19 protein-coding genes are annotated in these 21,894 nt (G+C 52.2%); 5 read left to right on the plus strand and 14 right to left on the minus strand.

The genetic code is table 11. The annotated features are described in order from the left end of the window. Positions 1-553 precede the first annotated feature (553 nt). Together malP and malQ are read left to right on the plus strand one after the other, a co-directional pair. On the plus strand, positions 554-2,947 hold the full coding sequence (gene malP, locus FEK43_RS20820) for a maltodextrin phosphorylase (protein WP_135408058.1): 2,394 nt from the start codon (positions 554-556) through the stop codon (positions 2,945-2,947). A gap of 9 nt (positions 2,948-2,956) precedes the next feature. Then, entirely contained in the window at positions 2,957-5,041 is a 2,085-nt protein-coding gene (gene malQ, locus FEK43_RS20825; RefSeq protein ID WP_130261035.1) for a 4-alpha-glucanotransferase, read from the plus strand. Positions 5,042-5,151: 110 nt separating this feature from the next. Here malQ and gntT read toward each other — a convergent pair whose 3' ends face one another. The 3 genes from gntT to gntX all read right to left on the minus strand — a co-directional run bounded on the left by gntT (position 5,152) and on the right by gntX (position 8,125). Further along, positions 5,152-6,468, minus strand: coding sequence for a gluconate transporter (gene gntT, locus FEK43_RS20830; RefSeq protein ID WP_001131743.1), 1,317 nt, complete (start codon positions 6,466-6,468; stop codon positions 5,152-5,154). 339 nt (positions 6,469-6,807) lie between these two features. Further along, positions 6,808-7,383, minus strand: coding sequence for a Fe-S biogenesis protein NfuA (gene nfuA / locus FEK43_RS20835; RefSeq protein WP_000619389.1), 576 nt, complete (start codon positions 7,381-7,383; stop codon positions 6,808-6,810). 58 nt (positions 7,384-7,441) lie between these two features. Further along, a complete protein-coding gene (gene gntX, locus FEK43_RS20840) occupies positions 7,442-8,125 on the minus strand; it encodes a DNA utilization protein GntX (RefSeq protein WP_130261034.1) in 684 nt (227 codons plus the stop codon). A gap of 37 nt (positions 8,126-8,162) precedes the next feature. Here gntX and bioH point away from each other — a divergent pair, with 37 nt between their 5' ends. After that, positions 8,163-8,933, plus strand: a complete 771-nt coding sequence (gene bioH / locus FEK43_RS20845) for a pimeloyl-ACP methyl ester esterase BioH (protein WP_135408055.1) — start codon at positions 8,163-8,165, stop codon at positions 8,931-8,933. Between the two features lie 18 nt (positions 8,934-8,951). Here the strand turns inward: bioH and FEK43_RS20850 are convergent, their stop codons facing one another. The 8 genes from FEK43_RS20850 to greB form a co-directional block, all read right to left on the minus strand. Next, positions 8,952-9,317: a type II toxin-antitoxin system PemK/MazF family toxin gene (locus FEK43_RS20850; protein WP_130208999.1), complete on the minus strand. Its 366-nt coding sequence runs from the start codon at positions 9,315-9,317 to the stop codon at positions 8,952-8,954. Further along, positions 9,311-9,580: an AbrB/MazE/SpoVT family DNA-binding domain-containing protein gene (locus FEK43_RS20855; RefSeq protein WP_130261031.1), complete on the minus strand. Its 270-nt coding sequence runs from the start codon at positions 9,578-9,580 to the stop codon at positions 9,311-9,313. The genes FEK43_RS20850 and FEK43_RS20855 overlap by 7 nt, the downstream gene beginning before the upstream one ends. Positions 9,581-9,652: 72 nt before the next feature. Continuing rightward, positions 9,653-10,531: a recombination-promoting nuclease RpnA gene (gene rpnA, locus FEK43_RS20860; RefSeq protein WP_135408053.1), complete on the minus strand. Its 879-nt coding sequence runs from the start codon at positions 10,529-10,531 to the stop codon at positions 9,653-9,655. 204 nt (positions 10,532-10,735) lie between these two features. Next, positions 10,736-10,972, minus strand: a complete 237-nt coding sequence (gene feoC / locus FEK43_RS20865) for a [Fe-S]-dependent transcriptional repressor FeoC (protein ID WP_000157586.1) — start codon at positions 10,970-10,972, stop codon at positions 10,736-10,738. A gap of 10 nt (positions 10,973-10,982) precedes the next feature. Next, the gene (gene feoB, locus FEK43_RS20870; RefSeq protein WP_135408050.1) at positions 10,983-13,304 is read right to left on the minus strand and encodes a Fe(2+) transporter permease subunit FeoB; all 2,322 of its coding nucleotides are present in this window, start codon (positions 13,302-13,304) and stop codon (positions 10,983-10,985) included. Positions 13,305-13,320: 16 nt separating this feature from the next. After that, the gene (feoA, locus tag FEK43_RS20875) at positions 13,321-13,548 is read right to left on the minus strand and encodes a ferrous iron transporter A (protein WP_001200455.1); all 228 of its coding nucleotides are present in this window, start codon (positions 13,546-13,548) and stop codon (positions 13,321-13,323) included. A 456-nt stretch (positions 13,549-14,004) separates the two neighbouring features. Continuing rightward, positions 14,005-16,326, minus strand: coding sequence for a Tex family protein (locus tag FEK43_RS20880; RefSeq protein ID WP_135408048.1), 2,322 nt, complete (start codon positions 16,324-16,326; stop codon positions 14,005-14,007). Positions 16,327-16,422: 96 nt separating this feature from the next. Continuing rightward, positions 16,423-16,899 (minus strand): transcription elongation factor GreB, encoded by a 477-nt coding sequence (gene greB / locus FEK43_RS20885; protein WP_167850492.1) that lies wholly within the window; start codon positions 16,897-16,899, stop codon positions 16,423-16,425. A gap of 227 nt (positions 16,900-17,126) precedes the next feature. On the opposite strand from greB, the gene ompR reads away from it, so the two are divergent. Next, a complete protein-coding gene (gene ompR / locus FEK43_RS20890) occupies positions 17,127-17,846 on the plus strand; it encodes a two-component system response regulator OmpR (RefSeq protein WP_001157751.1) in 720 nt (239 codons plus the stop codon). Beyond that, entirely contained in the window at positions 17,843-19,195 is a 1,353-nt protein-coding gene (gene envZ / locus FEK43_RS20895; protein ID WP_135408046.1) for a two-component system sensor histidine kinase EnvZ, read from the plus strand. Before ompR ends, envZ begins: the two co-directional genes overlap by 4 nt. A gap of 30 nt (positions 19,196-19,225) precedes the next feature. On the opposite strand, the gene nadS is transcribed toward envZ, so the two are convergent. The 3 genes from nadS to pckA form a co-directional block, all read right to left on the minus strand. Next, on the minus strand, positions 19,226-19,522 hold the full coding sequence (gene nadS, locus FEK43_RS20900; protein ID WP_130208987.1) for a NadS family protein: 297 nt from the start codon (positions 19,520-19,522) through the stop codon (positions 19,226-19,228). 58 nt (positions 19,523-19,580) lie between these two features. Continuing rightward, positions 19,581-19,898 carry a type II toxin-antitoxin system RelE/ParE family toxin gene (locus FEK43_RS20905; protein WP_130208985.1) on the minus strand — a complete coding sequence of 106 codons (318 nt, stop codon included), beginning with the start codon at positions 19,896-19,898 and terminating at the stop codon, positions 19,581-19,583. A 116-nt stretch (positions 19,899-20,014) separates the two neighbouring features. Beyond that, on the minus strand, positions 20,015-21,637 hold the full coding sequence (pckA, locus tag FEK43_RS20910; RefSeq protein WP_130208983.1) for a phosphoenolpyruvate carboxykinase (ATP): 1,623 nt from the start codon (positions 21,635-21,637) through the stop codon (positions 20,015-20,017). Between the last annotated feature and the right edge of the window lie 257 nt (positions 21,638-21,894).

Genomic DNA, 21,894 nt, shown 5'->3' on the forward strand with positions numbered 1-21,894 from the left:
GTCGGCTAGAAATCTGTGCAATGCAAGCGATGACGGTTTTTTATGTGTCTGAATTTGCACTCTGTCACAATTCAAAACCTTTATTAATGTTTCATCTTAAAACTACGCTGATCCAGCGTAGATACTGGATCTTATGGTGTTTTCTCATGGTTCAATAGTGTTATTAAAGCAATGATGCTTCCTTAATTCATGATGAAAGGTCTATCTAAAAAGATGATCTTAATAAATCTATTAAGAATGAGATGAATCACGATTGGTATTTCATTGCTGAAACTATTTCGCTGCTTTACTTAATTTATAGAGTGGCTTTCCGCTTTTTGATAATACGCGACGCCCTTTCTTACTGTTAATCGTCGGTTTTTTTGCGCTCTTTGGCACTGGGCTGATGCTTTTGCAGTTGATTGCACTACCTTTAAGTGTTCGCGATCACATTTTCTTGCTCATCCCCGTCACTCCTCCCCGCCTAATCCCCCGTAGGATGAGGAAGGTCAACATGGAGCCTGGCAAACTAACGATAACGTTGTGTTTAATGTCTAAGAAAACTGGAACTCCTATGTCACAACCCATTTTTAATGAAAAGCAATTTCAGGAAGCCCTGTCACGTCAATGGCAGCGTTATGGCTTAACTTCTGCAGCTGAGATGACCCCTCGTCAGTGGTGGCAGGCCGTGAGTGAAGCGCTGGCGGAAATGTTGCGTGCCCAGCCTTTTGCCAAACCGACGGCGAATCAGCGCCATGTTAACTACATCTCAATGGAGTTTTTGATTGGTCGTCTGACGGGCAACAACCTGTTAAATCTCGGTTGGTATCAGGCTGTTCAGGATTCGCTGAAATCCTATGACATCAACCTGACAGATTTGCTGGAAGAAGAGACTGACCCGGCGCTGGGCAACGGCGGTCTGGGCCGTCTGGCGGCATGTTTCCTCGATTCAATGGCGACCGTCGGACAATCCGCAACAGGCTATGGTCTGAACTATCAATATGGTCTGTTCCGTCAGTCATTTGTTGACGGTCAACAAATGGAAGCGCCAGATGACTGGCATCGCAGTAACTATCCGTGGTTCAGCCATAATGAAGCGCTTGACGTGCAGGTTGGGATTGGTGGCAAGGTCACGAAAGACGGTCGTTGGGAGCCCGCATTTACCATTACCGGCCAGGCGTGGGATTTACCTGTGCTGGGCTACCGAAATGGTGTGGCGCAGCCGCTGCGTTTATGGCAAGCGACACATGCGCATCCGTTTAACCTCACCAAATTCAACGACGGCGATTTCCTGCGTGCTGAACAACAGGGCATTGACGCTGAAAAACTGACTAAAGTGCTCTATCCAAACGACAACCATACTGCCGGAAAAAAACTGCGTCTGATGCAGCAATATTTCCAGTGTGCTTGTTCGGTTGCCGACATTCTGCGTCGTCACCATCTGGCGGGGCGTAAACTGCACGAGCTGGCAGATTACGAAGTCATTCAACTGAACGACACCCACCCGACTATCGCTATTCCGGAGCTGCTTCGTGTGCTAATCGATGAGCACCAGATGAGCTGGGATGACGCATGGGCAATCACCAGCAATACCTTTGCTTATACCAACCATACCCTGATGCCAGAAGCACTTGAGTGCTGGGATGAGAAGCTGGTAAAAGCCCTGCTGCCACGCCATATGCAGGTAATCAACGAAATCAACAACCGCTTTAAGAAGCTGGTGGAAAAAACCTGGCCGGGCGATAAAGCGGTATGGGCGAAGCTGGCGGTGGTGCATGACAAACAAGTTCGCATGGCCAATATGTGCGTGGTAAGCGGCTTTGCGGTAAACGGTGTGGCGGCGTTGCACTCGGATCTGGTGGTGAAAGATCTGTTCCCGGAATATCACCAGCTATGGCCGAACAAATTCCATAACGTCACCAACGGCATTACCCCGCGTCGCTGGATCAAACAGTGCAACCCGGCACTGGCGGCATTGTTGGATAAGTCACTGAAAAAAGAGTGGGCTAACGATCTCGAACAGTTGATCAATCTGGAAAAATTCGCTGATGACGAGAAATTCCGCCAGCAATATCGCGAGATCAAACAGGCGAATAAAGTTCGTCTGGCGGAGTTTGTGAAAGTCCGTACCGGTATTGAAATCAATCCTCAGGCGATTTTCGATATTCAGATCAAACGCCTGCACGAGTACAAACGCCAGCACCTGAATCTGCTGCATATTCTGGCGTTGTACAAAGAAATTCGTGAAAACCCGCAGGCTGACCGCGTACCGCGCGTCTTCCTCTTCGGCGCGAAAGCGGCACCGGGCTACTACCTGGCGAAGAATATTATCTTTGCGATCAACAAAGTGGCTGACGTGATCAACAACGATCCGCAGGTGGGCGACAAGCTGAAGGTTGTATTCCTGCCAGATTATTGTGTATCTGCTGCGGAAATGCTGATCCCGGCGGCGGATATCTCCGAGCAGATCTCCACCGCAGGTAAAGAAGCTTCTGGTACTGGCAATATGAAACTGGCGCTTAACGGTGCGCTCACTGTCGGCACGCTGGATGGTGCAAACGTGGAGATCGCCGAGAAAGTCGGTGAAGAGAATATCTTTATCTTTGGTCATACCGTGGAGCAGGTTAAGGCGCTGAAAGCTAAGGGCTATGATCCGGTGAAATGGCGGAAGAAAGATAAGGTGCTTGATGCGGTATTAAAAGAGCTGGAAAGCGGTAAATATAGCGATGGCGATAAACACGCGTTTGACCAGATGCTGCATAGCCTCGGTAAGCAGGGCGGCGATCCGTATCTGGTGATGGCGGACTTTGCGGCTTATGTCGAAGCGCAAAAACGCGTGGATGTGCTGTACCGCGACCAGGAGGCCTGGACTCGCGCGGCGATCCTCAATACCGCCCGCTGCGGTATGTTTAGCTCGGATCGCTCAATCCGTGATTATCAGGCTCGTATCTGGCAGGCAAAACGCTAAGGAAGCGCGATGGGAAGCAAACGTCTGGACAAAGCCGCGTTGGCGGCGGGGATCAGCCCCAATTACATCAATGCCCACGGAAAACCGCAGTCGATTAGCGCCGAAACCAAACGGCGTTTGCTTGATGCGATGCATCAAAGTGCCGCCACGAAAGTGGCGGTAACACCAGTGCCAAATGTCATGGTGTATACCTCCGGGAAAAAAATGCCAATGGCAGTAGAGGGCAGCGGCGAATTTAGCTGGTTGCTGACCACCGAAGAAGGTACGCAGTACAAAGGCCACGTGAGCGGTGGTAACGCGTTCAATCTACCGACGAAGCTGCCGGAAGGTTATCACACGCTGACGCTTACTCAGGATGAACAGCGTGCTCATTGTCGGGTGATTGTCGCCCCGAAACGCTGCTACGAACCGCAGGCATTGCTCAATAAGCAAAAGCTGTGGGGCGCTTGCGTTCAGCTTTATACGCTGCGATCGGAAAAAAACTGGGGTATTGGGGATTTTGGCGATCTCAAAGCTATGCTGGTGGATGTGGCGAAACGTGGTGGAGCGTTTATCGGCCTGAATCCGATTCATGCGCTCTATCCGGCAAACCCGGAAAGCGCCAGCCCATATAGCCCGTCTTCTCGCCGCTGGCTGAACGTGATTTATATCGACGTCAACGCTGTTGAAGATTTTCAGCTTAGCGAAGAGGCGCAAGCCTGGTGGCACATGCCGACCACGCAGCAGACGCTGCAACAGGCGCGGGATGCCGACTGGGTCGATTACTCCACGGTTACCGCCCTAAAAATGACAGCATTGCGGATGGCGTGGAAAGGTTTCGCGCAACGTGATGATGAGCAGATGACCGCGTTTCGCCAGTTTGTTGCAGAGCAAGGCGATAGCCTGTTTTGGCAGGCAGCCTTTGATGCGCTACATGCCCAGCAAGTGAAAGAAGACGAAATGCGCTGGGGCTGGCCAGCATGGCCTGAGATGTATCAGAACGTGGATTCGCCAGAAGTGCGTCAGTTCTGCGAAGAACATCGCGATGACATCGATTTTTATCTCTGGTTGCAGTGGCTGGCTTACCGCCAGTTTGCCGCCTGCTGGGAGATAAGCCAGGGCTATGAAATGCCGATTGGCTTGTATCGTGATCTGGCGGTTGGTGTAGCAGAAGGTGGGGCAGAAACTTGGTGCGACCGCGAATTGTATTGCCTGAAAGCGTCGGTTGGCGCGCCGCCGGATATCCTCGGCCCGCTGGGGCAGAACTGGGGCTTGCCGCCGATGGACCCGCATATCATCACCGCGCGCGCCTATGAACCGTTTATCGAGCTGCTGCGCGCGAACATGCAAAACTGCGGCGCATTACGAATTGACCATGTGATGTCGATGCTGCGTTTGTGGTGGATACCGTATGGCGAGACGGCGGATCAGGGGGCATATGTTCACTATCCGGTGGATGATCTGCTCTCGATTCTGGCACTCGAAAGTCAGCGTCATCGCTGCATGGTGATTGGGGAAGATCTCGGCACTGTACCAGTAGAGATTGTCGGTAAACTGCGCAGTAGCGGTGTTTACTCCTATAAAGTGCTCTATTTCGAAAGCGACCACGAGAAGACATTCCGCGCGCCGAAAGCGTACCCGGAGCAGTCGATGGCAGTTGCGGCGACACACGACCTGCCAACGCTTCGCGGTTACTGGGAGAGCGGTGATTTAACGCTGGGCAAAACGCTGGGGCTGTATCCGGATGAAGAGGTGCTACGCGGTTTGTATCAGGATCGTGAGCAGGCGAAGCAGGGGCTGCTGGATGCACTGCACAAATATGGCTGCCTGCCTAAACGCACCGGGCATAAGGCGTCGCTGATGGCGATGACGCCGACGCTTAATCGTGGTTTGCAACGCTACATTGCCGACAGCAACAGCGCCCTGTTAGGGCTACAGCCGGAAGACTGGCTGGATATGGCGGAACCGGTAAATATTCCTGGAACCAGTTACCAGTACAAAAACTGGCGACGCAAGCTTTCCGCAACGCTTGAGACGATGTTTGCCGATGATGGGGTGAACAAGTTGATTAAGGATCTGGACAAGCGGCGCAGGGCGGCAGCGAAGAAGAAGTAGAGTACGTTTGATGCCGGATGCGACGCTTGACGCGTCTTATCCGGCCTACTAATTAATGCCGAATCGTAGGCCGGATAAGGCGGTCACGCCGCATCCGGCCATCAGTATTATCAAATCACCATATTCAGCAGCAGACAGCCAACCAGACCGCACACTGAGATAATGGTTTCCAGCATCGACCAGGATTTGATGGTCTCGCCGATAGTCAGGTTAAAGTACTCTTTGAACAGCCAGAAGCCCGGATCGTTCACGTGCGAGAAAATCACACTACCGGAACCAACCGCAATAACCATCAGCTCTGGGCTAACACCCGTCGTTGCAATCAGCGGCGCAGCGATACCACCCGCAGTGATTGCTGCAACGGTTGCGGAACCCAGCGCGATACGCAGTACGGCAGCAATCGACCAGGCCATCAGCAGCGGAGAAATGTTGGTTTCGTGCATCATGGAAGCAATGTATTTGTCCACGCCGCTGTCTACCAGCACCTGCTTGAACGCACCGCCACCGCCGATGATCAACAGCATCATCGCAATGATTTTGATGGAAGAAACCAGCGTGTCATTAATCTGATCCATTGAACGGCCACGGTTCAGACCAAAGGTGAACATCGCAATCAGCACGGCAATCAGCGTAGCCATTACCGGGTCACCGAGGAACTCCGCCACCGGCAGGAAAGCGTGACCTTTCGGCAGGATCATTTCGGCAATCGCACGCATCGCCATCAGCACAACTGGCACCAGAGAAGTCCAGACGCTGACGCCAAAGCTCGGCATCTCTTCTTCGCTGAAGGTTTTCGCGCTGTACAGACCTTCCGGGATTGGCTTATCGATACCTTTCAGCACGCGAGCGTAAACCGGACCCGCGAGAATCACGGTCGGGATTGCCAGAATGGTACCGTACAGCAGGGTTTTACCCATATCGGCGTTGAAAATGGTAGCAATCGCAGTCGGGCCCGGATGCGGCGGCAGGAAGCCGTGGGTGACAGACAGCGCAGCGGCCATCGGTACACCAACATACAGCAGCGGGATATTTGCCGCCGCGGCGATGGTGAACACCAGCGGCAGCATCAGTACGAAGCCCACTTCATAGAACAGGGCAAAACCAACGGTAAAACCGGTTAGTACCACGGCCCACTGGATATGTTTTTTACCAAATTTGGCAATCAGCGTGGTGGCGATACGTTGTGCACCGCCACAGTCTGCCAGCATTTTGCCCAGCATCGCGCCAAAACCCATGATCAGGGCAAGGCTGCCGAGCGTCCCGCCGACACCGGCTTTGATAGAGCCAATAACTTTATCCAGCGGCATCCCTTGCATTAATCCAACAGCAAGCGCCACCAGGACGAGGGCGATGAAGCCGTTCATTTTGAAGCGGATCATCAGGAGTAATAACAAGATTACACCGATAGCAACAATGACTAATGGCATGATTTACCTGGCCTTTAATTTGTTATGGGTAACGTCAAGTTTCTGACGACAAATCCTGGTTGTCCCAACTGGGAACAGAGATACAACGGCACCACGGCTGATGACTCCTAAAACGAATTAGTGTAGTCAAATGTTATGAGTGTGTTTGGTGCCCATAGGAATGATACGGGTAACATTGCGTGCTTGAGAATCACCAGAGCGGGGTAAATTTAAATTATGAGAGGTTGGTCATATTATCGCGGGGAAACGAAGGGATGGATTTGCCGAGCCAATGCCTGGCAGACGGCCCGAAAAGACGCTTTAGCGTCGCATCGGGCAATCTACAAAAGAGAGGGTAACTTAGTAGTAAGAGTGCTCGCCGCGCTGGTGTTCGGTGAGATCGCGTACACCTTTCAGCTCCGGGAATTCGTTCAGCAGCTGCTTCTCGATCCCTTCTTTCAGCGTCACATCGACCATAGAACAACCGTTACAGCCGCCACCGAATTGCAGAATGGCGTAGCCGTCTTCGGTGATTTCCATCAGCGAAACGCGACCACCGTGACCGGCAAGTTGTGGGTTGATCTGCGATTGCAGCATGTACTCCACACGCTCCATCAGCGGCGCATCGTCAGCCACTTTACGCATTTTGGCGTTTGGTGCTTTCAGCGTCAGCTGAGAACCCAACTGGTCGGTAACAAAATCAATCTCTGCATCTTCCAGGTAAGGTGCGCTTAACTCATCAACATACGCGGTCAGCAGGTCAAATTTCAGGGCGGTATCGGTGGCTTCCACAGCGTCCGGCGGACAATAAGAAACACCACATTCAGCGTTAGGCGTGCCAGGGTTAATCACAAATACGCGGATTTGTGTCCCTTCTTCCTGGTTTGCCAGCAGTTTGGCAAAGTGCGCTTGTGCAGCATCGGAAATACGGATCATAGTAATGGCCTAATAGTTGACTATTTTAGTTGGTTATAATACGCCCATCATCGAGGCTCTACAAGGTTCGACAAAGGCACCAGACCTGGACTGTCGCCGCACCATTGCGTAAAAGCAGCTGCGCAATCTCTGCGACGGTACTTCCGGTGGTAACGACATCATCCACAATCACCATATGGCGACCTTGCACGGGCAATTCAAGGCGAAAAGCATTCTTCAGATTGCGTCTGCGTAGTCGGGCGCTGAGGAAATGCTGGGTCGCAGTGGCTCGTGTACGCGTGACGGCTTCGCTATCCCATTGGCAATTCAACCAGCGTGATAACGGCTGACACAGCAAGTCGCTCTGATTAAACCCCCGATGCCAGTGACGGCGCTGCCATAACGGGACGCTGACGATGCGATCCGGCAGTTGTAATCCGGTAGTCCGACGGGCGTGTAAGACTTCTAATAGTAACAGACGTGACAGGGCGCTGGCGATTTCGCTGCGTAGAGAAAACTTAAGCTGGTGGATGAGCGGACTTAAGGGGGGCGCATAGTCGGCGACCGTGACCAGTCTTTGCCAGGGCGGCGGTTTTTGCAGGCAGCGACCGCAAGGAAGATGTGGGTGTGTGGCAGGTAATCCACATTGTGGGCATAGCGTTTTATCTGTACGGGCGGCACGAGAGCATACCGAACAAATCCCCCAGTGACCTAACGCCAGCGGCATTCGGCATAGCCAGCATAATCCCGGTACTGTTAGCATATGTTCATCCTTGTAAGTAAAAAGAGAACAATAGCCGATGAATAACATCTGGTGGCAGACCAAAGGTCAGGGGAATGTTCATCTTGTGCTGCTGCACGGATGGGGACTGAATGCCGAAGTGTGGCGTTGCATTGACGAGGAACTTAGCTCGCATTTTACGCTGCACCTTGTTGATCTGCCGGGCTTTGGGCGCAGCCAGGGGTTTGGCGCAGTGTCGCTTTCTGAGATGGCTAACGTCGTGTTGCAACAGGCACCGGACAAAGCCATTTGGCTGGGCTGGAGCCTTGGCGGACTGGTGGCAAGCCAGATTGCGTTAACCCATCCCGAGCGCGTTCAGGCGCTGGTCACCGTGGCATCGTCGCCGTGTTTTAGTGCTCGTGACGAGTGGCCGGGGATAAAACCGGACGTGCTGGCAGGTTTCCAACAGCAACTCAGTGAAGATTTCCAGCGCACGGTGGAACGGTTCCTGGCGTTACAAACCATGGGTACCGAAACGGCACGCCAGGATGCGCGGGCGCTGAAGAAAACCGTTCTGGCGTTGCCGATGCCGGAGGTCGATGTGCTTAATGGCGGGCTGGAAATCCTCAAAACGGTCGATTTGCGCTTGCCGCTGCAAAACGTACCCATGCCGTTTTTGCGATTGTATGGCTATCTCGACGGTCTGGTGCCGCGCAAAGTGGTGCCGATGCTGGATGAACTCTGGCCGCACAGCGAGTCATACATCTTCGCCAAAGCGGCCCATGCGCCGTTTATTTCACATCCGGACGAGTTTTGTCACCTGCTGGTGGCGTTGAAGCAGAGGGTGTAGGTGGTAAGTGAGAGCTAATTATTGTGGGTCGATTAAATTCACCAGTTTACTGATAACTTCACTAATCAATGCTTCATCGGCAACGGTATGAAATTTAGCGCCACGGGCAATAAGATCGACGGCTTTTAGCTGGTGACAAAGTACAACGCCATGCAGGCTACCGGTTTGCGTATCATGGGGGAGGACGCTCACTGTCACCCCTGTGGAACGCGCTGCATTTGCGCCTGTTGAAATTGGACAGCACATAGCAACTTTTAAAACATTGTTGAGTTCTTTGTCCGTTACCACAATGCAATAATGTGGTCCGCGAAGTTCATGTCCGGCAACCGGATCAGGGTTAAAATACCATATCTCTCCACGATGTGGCGTCCTTGCCTTTACCATGCTTCATTACCTTTTTTTCCTTCAGCCCATCCTTCTGTGGACTGATTTAACTCCGTAATTTCGTTTTCATCGATCTGGCTCAACAACTGCGCGACGGTAAGACGCCCACGCGGTTTGTGCTCTGTGGGGCGCAAATTAACACTATCGCCTTTTTTCTCCACGGTAAGCTCTGTGCCCGGTGACCAGCCAAGATCGGTAGCAAGATCTCGTGGGATAGTAACGATCATGGCTCCTCCTTGTTGCCGTAATTTCACTGTCTGCATATTAGTTCCTTAAGTGCTACTTTGTGTTACATACAAGATAGCACAAAGTAGCACTTAAGCAGGGGATAGTGTCTACTGACTCGCCGCAGCCAACTCTTCTTCTGACACCCCGGTAAAGCGCATGATGTCTGCAAGAGGGACTCCCGACTCAAGCATTATTTTGGCTATATGTAGGGCTTTGGATTGTTCCCCTTCCTGCCGCAATCTTTCCGCAATAGTCATTAAACTCTCCTTGTGTTTCGGTGAACGTTCGGCAACACCGTCGATAAAATCGTTAAAACGCACCGCATCGCCGGTTTGCAAGATGTAATTAAACAGCCCTTTGATTTGTCTGTCATTAGCGTATCCACTACTTAATAAGCAGGCCATTTGCTCTACCAGCCCCATCAGGTCGCGTTGACGAATATGTTTTTGAATTAACTCCAGCAGCGCCATACGTCGGTGCTGCATGATTTCATCATCAGGCATGACGGTGACATCAATCAGCGGAAATGCAGAGGCATAGAGCTGCCTTGCCAGTTTGGGAGCGGCAAAACAATCCAGCCAACACAGCGAATAGGGATAGGGGCTTTCAATACCATGGTAAAACAACAACGGCACCACCATCGGCAACGTTTTGTATCCGGCATCAAGGTGGTTTTGCATTGCGGCAATGGCGTAACGCATCATGCGAAATGCGATCAGTTTGTTTGAGGTGCTTTGATGTTCAATCAGGCAATAGATGTATCCTGGTCCTTGCTCGGTTTTCACCGACCACAGCACGTCGGAGTAGCTTTCACGCAGATCGTCATCAATATAACTGCTCGACTCCAGCTTGAGGGTTTTCATATCACAGAGCGCGTGAATGGGGGCCGGTAAATGGAACGCAAGAAAATCGCGTGCCGTGTCCGGTTGGCGTAAAAAGAGTTTGAACAGTGCATCGTGTGGGGTGGAACTCTGCTTTTTGCTCATGGCGTTCCTTCACCTGTTGTTTGAATGCCGCGACTCTACGCGCCACTCCACACCTGTGCATTAGCCAGTTTTCATCCCTGCGAGACGCTTTCAGAGGAACTTACGCTGTGCTGCAAGAATTGCATTTTTATGGAAAGCCGCACGCAAAAAAAAGCCCGGTAGCAAACGCATACCGGGCTTTTCAAAACAGGCGGTGGAGTAAGGTTAACGCAGCGCCCACCACTCGCGCAGGCAGGCTTTTCCTTCCGGGCAGCTTTTACAACTGCCGGAGAGGCAGCCGTCAGGTTCTTCCTGAATCCGCACTGCTTTGCCCATACTTTCCAGTTGTTGCAGCATGGCGTTAATCATTGGCTGTGGAGTGTTCAATGTCTGGCTTATCTGGGCCGCTTCCATACGGCCCCGTAACGCCAGCAAATCACGCACCTGAATGAGCGAAGCCATTGCTGTATCCTTAGTGGCAATCGCCAGTGGTGCTGGCTGCACAGCAACTGCTTACCGATTTGCGCGTTGCCAGCAGTTCGATATCCACCCGGCTACGCGCGCGGCGCAGCAAACCGATAACCACGATGTTAAACAGGATAACCGCCAGAATGCACATCAGGCTGTAGGTTGGATGCTGGCTGTAGCTGGCAACCTGATAGAACAATGTTGCCAGCGAGTAAGCGATATTCAGCCCCCACAGGATGGAGAAGCCCATCCAGCCACGGCTTGATTCACGGGCGATGGCTCCCATCACCGAGATGCACGGTACATACAGCAGGACGAAAATCAGGTAGCTGTAAGCGGCAGCTGCGCTACCGAATTTCTGATCCATCACGCCCATCGCCCCGGTACCCATTTCGCCGTCGCCTTTGCTTGCTTCAATGGGGTTCATCAGTACGCTAAGACTGAAGGTGTCTTTCAGGCTCTGCCAGGTTTCATCTACCGCGCTGAACAGCTCTTCACCGAGGTTAAATTCTGCTGGATTGAACTCTTCGTCCTGAATATTTTCTGCGGTGTAGAGAGTGTTGAGCGTACCCACCACCACTTCTTTCGCCATGGCACCTGTAAACAGGCCAACCGTTGCCTGCCAGTTATCTTCATGTACGCCAATCGGTTTGAAGACCGGGGTGATCACACGGCTAACGGAAGCCAGTGCCGAGTCGTTGATGTTATCGACGATTTTCCCGCTCAACGAGAAGCTGTTGAAGGCGCTCAGGAAAATGCTGACGATGATGATCACTTTACCTGCGCGCATCACGAAGCCTTTCAGACGCTGCCAGGTCTGGATAATCAGACTCTTAACGTGTGGTACGTGGTAGACCGGCAGCTCCATGACAAACGGCGTCGCTTCACCGCGCATGATGGTGTACTTGAGCATCAGGCCAGTCAGCACCGCCATCACGATACCCAGCATATACAGCGAGAAGACCGCCAGCGCGCCGTTCTGCCCGAAGAAGGCAGCCGCAAATACTGCGAAGATAGCCAGACGCGCGCCGCAGGACATAAACGGTGCCATCATAATGGTCATCAGGCGTTCACGCGGCGCATCAAGAGTTCGCGCACCCATCACAGACGGCACGTTACAACCGAAGCCGACGATCAGCGGCACAAAGGATTTCCCCGGCAAGCCCAACGCCTGCATCAGACGGTCCATCACAAACGCCGCACGCGCCATATAACCGGAGTCCTCGAGGAAGGAGAGGAACAGGTACATCATGCCGATCTGCGGCACCAGCGGCAGCACAGTGTTAATACCGCCACCCAGGCCCTGGGCGAGGAAGATAGTCAGCCAGTCCGGGAAGTGGAGCGTGTAGCCAATCCACTGAATACCATGCACAAATAGTGCCACGGAGCCGACGTCAAACAGCGGCTGTAACGCCCCGCCGATGTTGATAGCCAGCAGGAACATCAGGTACATCACAAAGAGGAAAATCGGCAGGCCGAGGAAACGGTTGAGCACGATTTTATCCACTGCCGTGGTGAAGCGACTGGGTTCTGCCGTCAGCGTGTTGCTTACCACATCGCAGATAGCAGCAATACACTGGTAACGCGCATCGGCAATATGCAGCGCCGGATCGTCCATCTCATTACGCAGACGGGCGAGGGCGGCATCCAGATGCTGCGACGCTTCACCGGCGTAGGCGCGGCTGTAGATATCGCCTTCCAGCATTTGCAGACCCAGCCAGCGACGCTGTTTCAGCGGAATGTCGGACGGCATCACTTTTGCCAGTGAATCTGCTTCGTTGAGCAGCGGCTGTGCGTAATGCACCAGTTCTACATTGTCGTTGGCTTTGTAGCGGTCAATCGCCAGTTTCAGAGCTTCGATACCGCGACCACGCGTGGAAACCAGCGGGATCACCGGGCAGCCAAGACGCGCCGACAGCGCATCAATTTCAATGCGAATATTTTGCTTCTCGGCAATGTCGAGCATGTTCAGTGCCACGATGCAGGGAATACCGAGTTCCAGCAGTTGTAGCGTCAGATACAGGTTACGCTCAAGGTTAGACGCATCCACCACGTTAATCAGCAGATCGGCGTCGCCACTCAAAATGTAGTGGCAGGCGATTTGCTCGTCCAACGACGTCTGCGATGAAATAGTAGTCAGAGAATAAGTACCGGGCAGGTCCACCAGCGTGACCTGATGATCGGTGGTGGAAAACTGACCCTCTTTACGCTCGACGGTAACGCCAGCCCAGTTTCCTACACGCTGACGTGCTCCGGTGAGCTGGTTAAATAAGGTTGTCTTGCCAGAATTTGGATTACCAATTAAGCCAATGGTTAATTTTTTCATTGTTGTTATCACCGTATTAACAGGAAACCGCTTCCACTTCTAATAAGGCCAGATCTTTTTTGCGTAATACCAGGCTTACACGACGGGTTTCGATATGAATGGGATCGCCGAGTGGAGCGACGCGCACCACATTAAAAGAGGAGCCAGGTAACATGCCAAGAGAAAGCAGCTTCTGACGATATGCCGGGCTGATTTCACGGGAAAAGCCAGTGATTTTCCACGCAGTATCTGGAGTGTATTGCATAGGTGCCTACTTGTTTCTCATTAACTGGATAACTACCTCATGGGGCGTTTGACAGCAACATGGGACCAGATGATTTGCCAACGAAGGAGAGATTAAATAATCAACAGTACAATGATAATGAGAATGGTTTCTATCAGCAATACTTAAAATGTGTGCGAATGTTGGTTTAGATAATAATCTGCGTGAATGTTGATGTGGCTCAAGGTTATATCGGAGCAAAAATATAATTCGGAGGACGAATTATTATGGCTGCTTAATGTTTTATTAAGGTTTCAATTGTTAATGTTGTGATAAATATTAACGAAATATAGTGTGAGTTTCGTTGCGGAATAAAAATGCCGGAGATATTCTCCGGCATTTTTATGTCAGGCAAGGCGTTCGTTGCCAGATGTGGCGTGAACGCCTTATCTGGCCTACGATTTCGTGCAAATTCGAACCGTAGGCCAGTCGGAGCGTTTAACGTTTTTTGCCCATTGCTGCCGCCAGCGCATCCATCATCGCGCTATTACCGGCAGGCTGCGCTTCACGCCCACGCGGTTTGGCTGCCGGGCGGTTGTTTTGCGGGCGATCGTTACCGCCGCCGCGACGAGCGTTGGTTTCGCCAGGCTGCTCGTCCAGACGCATGGTCAGGGCGATACGTTTACGCTGAAGATCCACTTCCAGCACTTTCACCTTCACAATGTCGCCTGCTTTCACCACGGTATGCGGATCTTCCACAAACTTGTTCGACAAAGAAGAGATGTGAACCAGGCCGTCCTGATGTACGCCGATATCAACAAAAGCACCAAAATTGGTGACGTTGGTGACAGCACCTTCGAGGATCATACCCGGTTGCAGGTCGTTCATCGTTTCGACGCCATCAGCAAACTGAGCGGTTTTAAATTCCGGACGCGGATCGCGACCCGGTTTTTCCAGCTCTTTGATGATGTCGGTTACTGTCGGCACACCGAATTTCTCATCGGTGAAATCAGACGCTTTCAGATTACGCAGTTCACTGCTGTTACCCATCAGATCTTTCAGCGCCTGCTGTGTTGCTGCCAGAATGCGTTCCACCACCGGATAGGCTTCCGGGTGAACGGTAGACGCGTCCAGCGGGTTATCGCCGTGGTTAATGCGCAAGAAGCCCGCGCACTGTTCGAAGGCTTTCGGCCCCAGACGGCTCACTTTTAACAGTTGCTGACGGTTCTGGAACTGACCATTTTCATCGCGCCAGGCCACGATGTTTTGCGCCATCATGCGCGTCAGGCCCGCCACGCGAGTTAACAGCGGAACAGAAGCAGTATTCAGATCAACGCCAACGGCGTTTACGCAGTCTTCTACTACTGCATCCAGCTTGCGGGCCAGCTGCGTCTGGCTGACGTCATGCTGATACTGACCAACGCCGATAGATTTCGGATCGATTTTCACCAGCTCCGCCAGCGGATCCTGCAAACGGCGGGCGATAGATACTGCGCCACGCAGAGAAACGTCGAGATCCGGGAACTCCTGCGCTGCCAGCTCGGAAGCCGAGTAAACCGACGCGCCAGCTTCGCTGACGATCACTTTCTGCGCGGTAACCTTCGGGAACTGCTTCTGGACATCAAGATAGAAACGCTCGGTTTCGCGGGAAGCCGTACCGTTACCGATCGCTACCAATTCAACATTATGTTTTTCACACAGGGCGGCAATGGTCATCGCCGCCTTTGCGGCCTGTCCGGTGTGCGGATAAATGGTATCGGTTGCTACCAGTTTGCCCGTTGCGTCGACCACCGCTACTTTTACCCCGGTACGCAGACCCGGATCGAGGCCCATCGTCGCACGCAGTCCGGCAGGGGCCGCCATCAGCAGATCGTGCAGGTTACGGGCAAAGACATTAATCGCTTCATCTTCCGCACGTTCGCGCACGGTTCCCATCAGTTCTGTTTCCAGGTGCATCAGCACCTTGATGCGCCACGTCCAGCTCACCACGCCTTTGCGCCAGCTATCCGCCGGGGCATTGTTCAGGCGCAGGCCGAGATGATCCATGATGATTTGCTCGCAATAGCTCTCTTTCGGCGGCTCGTCGAACTGCGGATCGGCATTCAGCGAAAGCTGGAGTACACCTTCGTTACGCCCACGGAACATCGCCAGCGCGCGGTGAGAAGGCACCGTTGACAGCGGTTCGTGATGATCGAAATAGTCGCGGAATTTCGCGCCTTCCTCTTCTTTACCGTTCACTACGGTCGACACCAGATGCGCGTTCTTCCACAGATAATCACGCACTTTCGCCAGCAGCGCGGCATCTTCGGCAAAGCGTTCCATCAGGATATAGCGCGCGCCGTCCAACGCGGCTTTGGTATCTGCCACGCCTTTATCGGCATCAACATATTGTGCAGCGGCGACTTCTGGCGTGTGTGATGGATCGCTCCACAGCAGGTCAGCCAACGGCTCAAGCCCTGCTTCAATGGCGATTTGCCCGCGGGTACGACGTTTCGGTTTGTAAGGCAGGTAGAGGTCTTCGAGTTCGGTTTTGCTCAAGGTAGCGTTGATGGCATTCGCCAGCTCGTCGGTGAGTTTGCCTTGCTCAGAAATGGACTTGAGAATAGCCTGACGTCTCTCTTCCAGCTCGCGCAGATAGCTCAGACGCGTTTCCAGATTACGCAGCTGCGTGTCATCCAGACCGCCGGTGATTTCCTTACGATAACGTGCGATAAACGGCACGGTATTCCCTTCGTCAAGCAGGCGAACGGCTGCGTCAACCTGTTCCGGGCGCGCCTGAATTTCACCCGCAATAATGCGGCAGAACGAATCATTCATCATGGTTTGAGTTCATCTTTTCGGATCAAAAATCAGGGGATAGTTATACGGACTGGCTGGCAAAAATGCCAGCCATCGGCAGGAGGTTAAGACTCTTCCTTACGGTTTCACGTACTCGATAGCATTAACATACCAGCTCGCTTCCCCGGCAGGGGTATTCACCACCGCCAGATCGCCCACCTCTTTTTTCAGCAATGCGCGGGCCATCGGGGAATCGATAGAGATGTAATCTTTACGGCCAAAGATTTCATCGTAGCCGACGATACGGAAACGGTGAGTCACGCCATCGTCGTTTTCAATCTCTACCCACGCGCCAAAGAAAACTCTACCTTCCTGCTGGGGCGAGTAATCGACGATTTTGAGATTTTCCATGCATTTAGTGAGATAGCGCACACGACGGTCGATTTCACGCAGGCGCTTTTTATTATACTGATAGTCAGCATTTTCGCTGCGGTCGCCCAGACTTGCGGCCCAGGTCACCTTCTTTGTGACTTCCGGGCGCTCTTCACGCCAGAGATAATTTAGCTCTTGTTTGAGTTTTTCATACCCTTCCCGGGTAACCAGGGGCGTTTTCATCTCGTTGATTCCCTTTGTCTGTTTGATAATGCGCACATTGGGTATAACGTGATCATATCAACAGAATCAATAATGTTTCGCTGAATAAATTGTATACTTAAGCCGCTGTTTAATATGCTTTGTAACAATTTAGGCTGAAATTCATACCAGATTTAGCTGGTGACGAACGTGAGCTTTTTTAAGAATACACGCTTACAAATTGTTGCGAACCTTTGGGAGTACAAACAATGCAAGAGAACTACAAGATTCTGGTGGTCGATGACGACATGCGCTTGCGTGCGCTGCTGGAGCGTTATCTCACCGAACAAGGCTTCCAGGTTCGAAGCGTCGCTAATGCAGAACAGATGGATCGCCTGCTGACTCGTGAATCTTTCCATCTTATGGTACTGGATTTGATGTTACCTGGTGAAGATGGTTTGTCGATTTGCCGACGTCTTCGTAGCCAGAGTAACCCGATGCCGATCATTATGGTAACGGCGAAAGGGGAAGAAGTTGACCGTATCGTTGGCCTGGAAATTGGTGCTGACGATTACATTCCAAAACCATTTAACCCGCGTGAATTGCTGGCCCGCATCCGTGCGGTGCTGCGTCGTCAGGCGAATGAACTGCCGGGTGCGCCGTCACAGGAAGAAGCTGTGATTGCTTTCGGTAAGTTCAAACTTAACCTGGGTACGCGTGAAATGTTCCGCGAAGATGAACCGATGCCGCTGACCAGCGGTGAATTTGCGGTTCTGAAGGCGCTGGTCAGCCACCCGCGTGAGCCGCTCTCCCGCGATAAGCTGATGAACCTTGCCCGTGGCCGTGAATATTCCGCAATGGAACGTTCCATCGACGTGCAGATCTCTCGTCTGCGCCGCATGGTGGAAGAAGATCCGGCGCATCCGCGTTACATTCAGACCGTTTGGGGTCTGGGCTACGTTTTCGTGCCGGACGGTTCTAAAGCATGAGGCGATTGCGCTTCTCGCCACGAAGTTCATTTGCCCGCACGTTATTGCTCATCGTCACCTTGCTGTTCGTCAGCCTGGTGACGACTTATCTGGTGGTGCTGAACTTCGCGATTTTGCCGAGCCTCCAGCAGTTTAATAAAGTCCTCGCGTACGAAGTGCGTATGTTGATGACCGACAAACTGCAACTGGAGGACGGCACGCAGCTGGTTGTGCCTCCCGCTTTCCGTCGGGAGATCTACCGTGAGCTGGGGATCTCTCTCTATTCCAACGAAGCTGCCGAAGAGGCCGGGCTGCGTTGGGCGCAACACTATGAATTCTTAAGCCATCAGATGGCGCAGCAGCTGGGCGGTCCGACGGAAGTTCGCGTCGAGGTTAACAAAAGCTCGCCTGTCGTCTGGCTGAAAACCTGGCTGTCGCCCAATATCTGGGTACGTGTGCCGCTGACCGAAATTCATCAGGGCGATTTTTCTCCGCTGTTCCGCTATACGCTGGCGATTATGCTGTTGGCGATAGGTGGGGCATGGCTGTTTATTCGTATCCAGAATCGACCCCTTGTTGATCTCGAACACGCTGCTTTGCAGGTGGGTAAGGGGATTATTCCGCCGCCACTGCGTGAATATGGCGCTTCGGAGGTGCGTTCGGTTACCCGAGCCTTCAACCATATGGCGGCTGGTGTTAAGCAACTGGCGGATGACCGCACGCTGCTGATGGCAGGGGTAAGTCATGACCTGCGCACGCCACTGACGCGTATTCGCCTGGCGACCGAGATGATGAGCGAGCAGGATGGCTACCTGGCGGAATCGATCAACAAAGATATCGAAGAGTGCAACGCCATCATTGAGCAGTTTATCGACTACCTGCGTACTGGTCAGGAGATGCCGATGGAACTGGCGGATCTTAATGCGGTGCTTGGTGAGGTGATTGCCGCGGAAAGTGGCTATGAGCGTGAAATTGATACCGCGCTTTATCCTGGCTGCATAGAAGTGAAAATGCATCCACTGTCAATCAAACGTGCGGTGGCGAATATGGTGGTGAACGCTGCCCGCTATGGCAATGGTTGGATCAAAGTCAGCAGTGGCACCGAGCCAAATCGCGCCTGGTTCCAGGTGGAAGACGACGGTCCGGGTATCGAGCCTGAACAGCGTAAGCATCTGTTCCAGCCTTTTGTCCGCGGCGACAGTGCGCGCACCATTAGCGGCACGGGACTAGGCCTGGCGATTGTGCAGCGTATCGTGGATAACCATAACGGGATGCTGGAGCTTGGCACCAGCGAGCGGGGCGGGCTTTCTATTCGCGCCTGGCTGCCATTACCGGTAACGCGGGCGCAGGGCACGACAAAAGAAGGGTAAATAAACGGGAGGCGAAAGTACCTCCCGTTTTTAGATTGTTTTCAATTGATTGATAATGAAAGGATTCGCTTGCAAAAGCAGGAGCAATTTTCGAGGTGCTCCGGTAGGTTGACGGCGTTTGGTTTCCCAGCTTTTTACCAGGTCATAACTTACCCCTACGGCGACAGCAAAATCTTGCTGGCGTAAGCCAGTTGCTTCACGGATCGCTTTTACATCGATTTCGCTAAAAGTATGGACGTGCTCTGGTTCAGGCGTTTTTTCACCCTTTTCGATGCGTACCATTTCTTCTGCGCTGGCAAGAAGATCAGCAAATAATTCATCTTTCATCTGTTTTCAATGTCTCCGTTGGCATTTCGGCCATGGTGGAATTTGTGGAGCTTCAACATTAAAGCAGCTTCTCGGACAATAGTTTCAATGCCTTTCTTTGTTCTTCTGTTAAATCATCCTGTTCATTTTTAGGATAAATCAACGCCAGATAAATTCGGCCATTGCGTGTCACGTTGTAATAAATTATCCGAATGCCACCCCGTTTCCCCATTCCAGAACGGTTCCAGCGAATTTTTCTGAAACTGCCTGTGCCCGCGATAATGTCACCGGCAGATGGATCTTGAATGAGTAGTTCCTGAAAAGCCCGGAACTCATCATCAGGCAACAATAACTGGCGGCGTTTGCTAAATCCTTGTAGTTCAATAAACGTGAACATAATGCATCCTGCGGTCTATTGATAATTATAAGTGTACCATGTACATATTGGTAGCTAATTAGATATAAAAAAACCCCTTATCCGTTTGGATAAGGGGCCAGTGAGATATCTGCTGATTACAGCTTCGGACCAGCCGCTACCAGCGCGGCACCCGCTGGGGTGTCGGTGTATTTATCGAAGTTGTCGATAAACAGTTTCGCCAGCGTTTCAGCTTTTTCCTGCCACTGTTCCGGGGAAGCGTAGGTATTACGCGGATCGAGGATCTTCGTGTCTACGCCCGGCAGTTCGGTCGGGATCGCCAGGTTAAACATCGGCAGAGTGAAGGTTTCTGCGTTATCCAGCGAACCGTTGAGGATGGCGTCGATAATGGCGCGGGTATCTTTAATGGAGATACGTTTGCCAGTGCCGTTCCAGCCAGTGTTAACCAGATATGCCTGCGCGCCCGCTGCCTGCATACGTTTTACCAGCACTTCTGCGTACTGAGTTGGGTGCAGCGACAGGAATGCCGCGCCGAAGCAGGCAGAGAAGGTTGGTGTCGGTTCGGTGATGCCACGCTCTGTACCAGCCAGTTTGGCGGTGAAGCCTGAGAGGAAGTGGTACTGAGTTTGATCGGCAGTCAGGCGAGAAACCGGCGGCAGTACGCCAAAAGCATCTGCGGTCAGGAAGATAACTTTAGTCGCGTGGCCCGCTTTGGAAACTGGCTTAACGATGTTATCGATGTGATAGATCGGATAAGAAACGCGGGTGTTCTCGGTTTTTGAACCATCATCAAAGTCGATGGTGCCATCTTCACGTACAGTGACGTTTTCCAGCAGTGCATCGCGACGGATAGCGCCATAGATTTCTGGCTCTGCTTCTTTCGACAGTTTAATGGTTTTCGCGTAGCAGCCGCCTTCGAAGTTAAACACACCGTCATCGTCCCAGCCGTGCTCGTCATCGCCAATCAGGCGACGTTTCGGGTCGGTGGAAAGGGTGGTTTTACCGGTGCCGGAAAGGCCGAAGAACACCGCAACATCGCCTTTCTCGCCAACGTTGGCGGAGCAGTGCATAGAAGCGATACCTTTCAGCGGCAGCAGGTAGTTCATCATTGAGAACATCCCTTTCTTCATTTCGCCGCCGTACCAGGTGCCACCAATCAGCTGCATGCGCTCGGTGAGGTTAAACGCCACGAAGTTTTCAGAGTTCAGACCCTGTTCTTTCCACTGCGGGTTGGTGCACTTCGCGCCGTTCATGACGATAAAGTCAGGTTTGAAACCTTCCAGCTCTTCATCACTCGGGCGAATAAACATGTTCTTGACGAAATGCGCTTGCCAGGCCACTTCGGTGATGAAACGTACGGAAAGGCGAGTATCCGGGTTAGCGCCACAGAAAGCATCAACCACGAACAGGCGTTTGCCGGAAAGCTGTTTGGTCACCAGGCCTTTCAGATGTTGCCAGGTTTCCGGAGAGAGAGGTTTGTTGTCGTTCTTACCTTTGCCTTTGTCTGCCCACCAGAAGGTATCGCGAGTCGTATCGTCACGGACGATATACTTATCTTTTGGTGAACGCCCGGTGAAGATCCCGGTATCCACGGCAACGGCACCCAGATTAGTTAACACCCCGCGCTCATAACCTGTCAGGCTCGGATCGAGCTCTTCCTGATACAGCAGGTCGTAGCTTGGGTTGTAAACGATATCATGTACGTCACTGATACCATAAGCCTCGAGTTCTTGCGGGGTCAAACCATTGTTAACGCGCATTTCACTGCTCCTTAGCCAATATGTATTGCCTGAATAGTAAAGTCTTTTTGGGGGTGTTAACCGCGACAAGGCTCATAGATTTACGCATCTGGAGAAATTCATATTTGACAAAAAACTCCGTGATTCCTGTCACGAAACGGTTGCTATTATCGCAGAAATAGCATTCCAGGTGTGGAAAATGTTCCTAAAAGGTTAAATGTTAGTTTAATTGGCCATTATAATGTGAGTTAAATCTCATTCTTGATTGAAATTTATGT

The organism is Escherichia sp. E2562 (assembly GCF_005781075.1).
GTDB lineage: Bacteria > Pseudomonadota > Gammaproteobacteria > Enterobacterales > Enterobacteriaceae > Escherichia.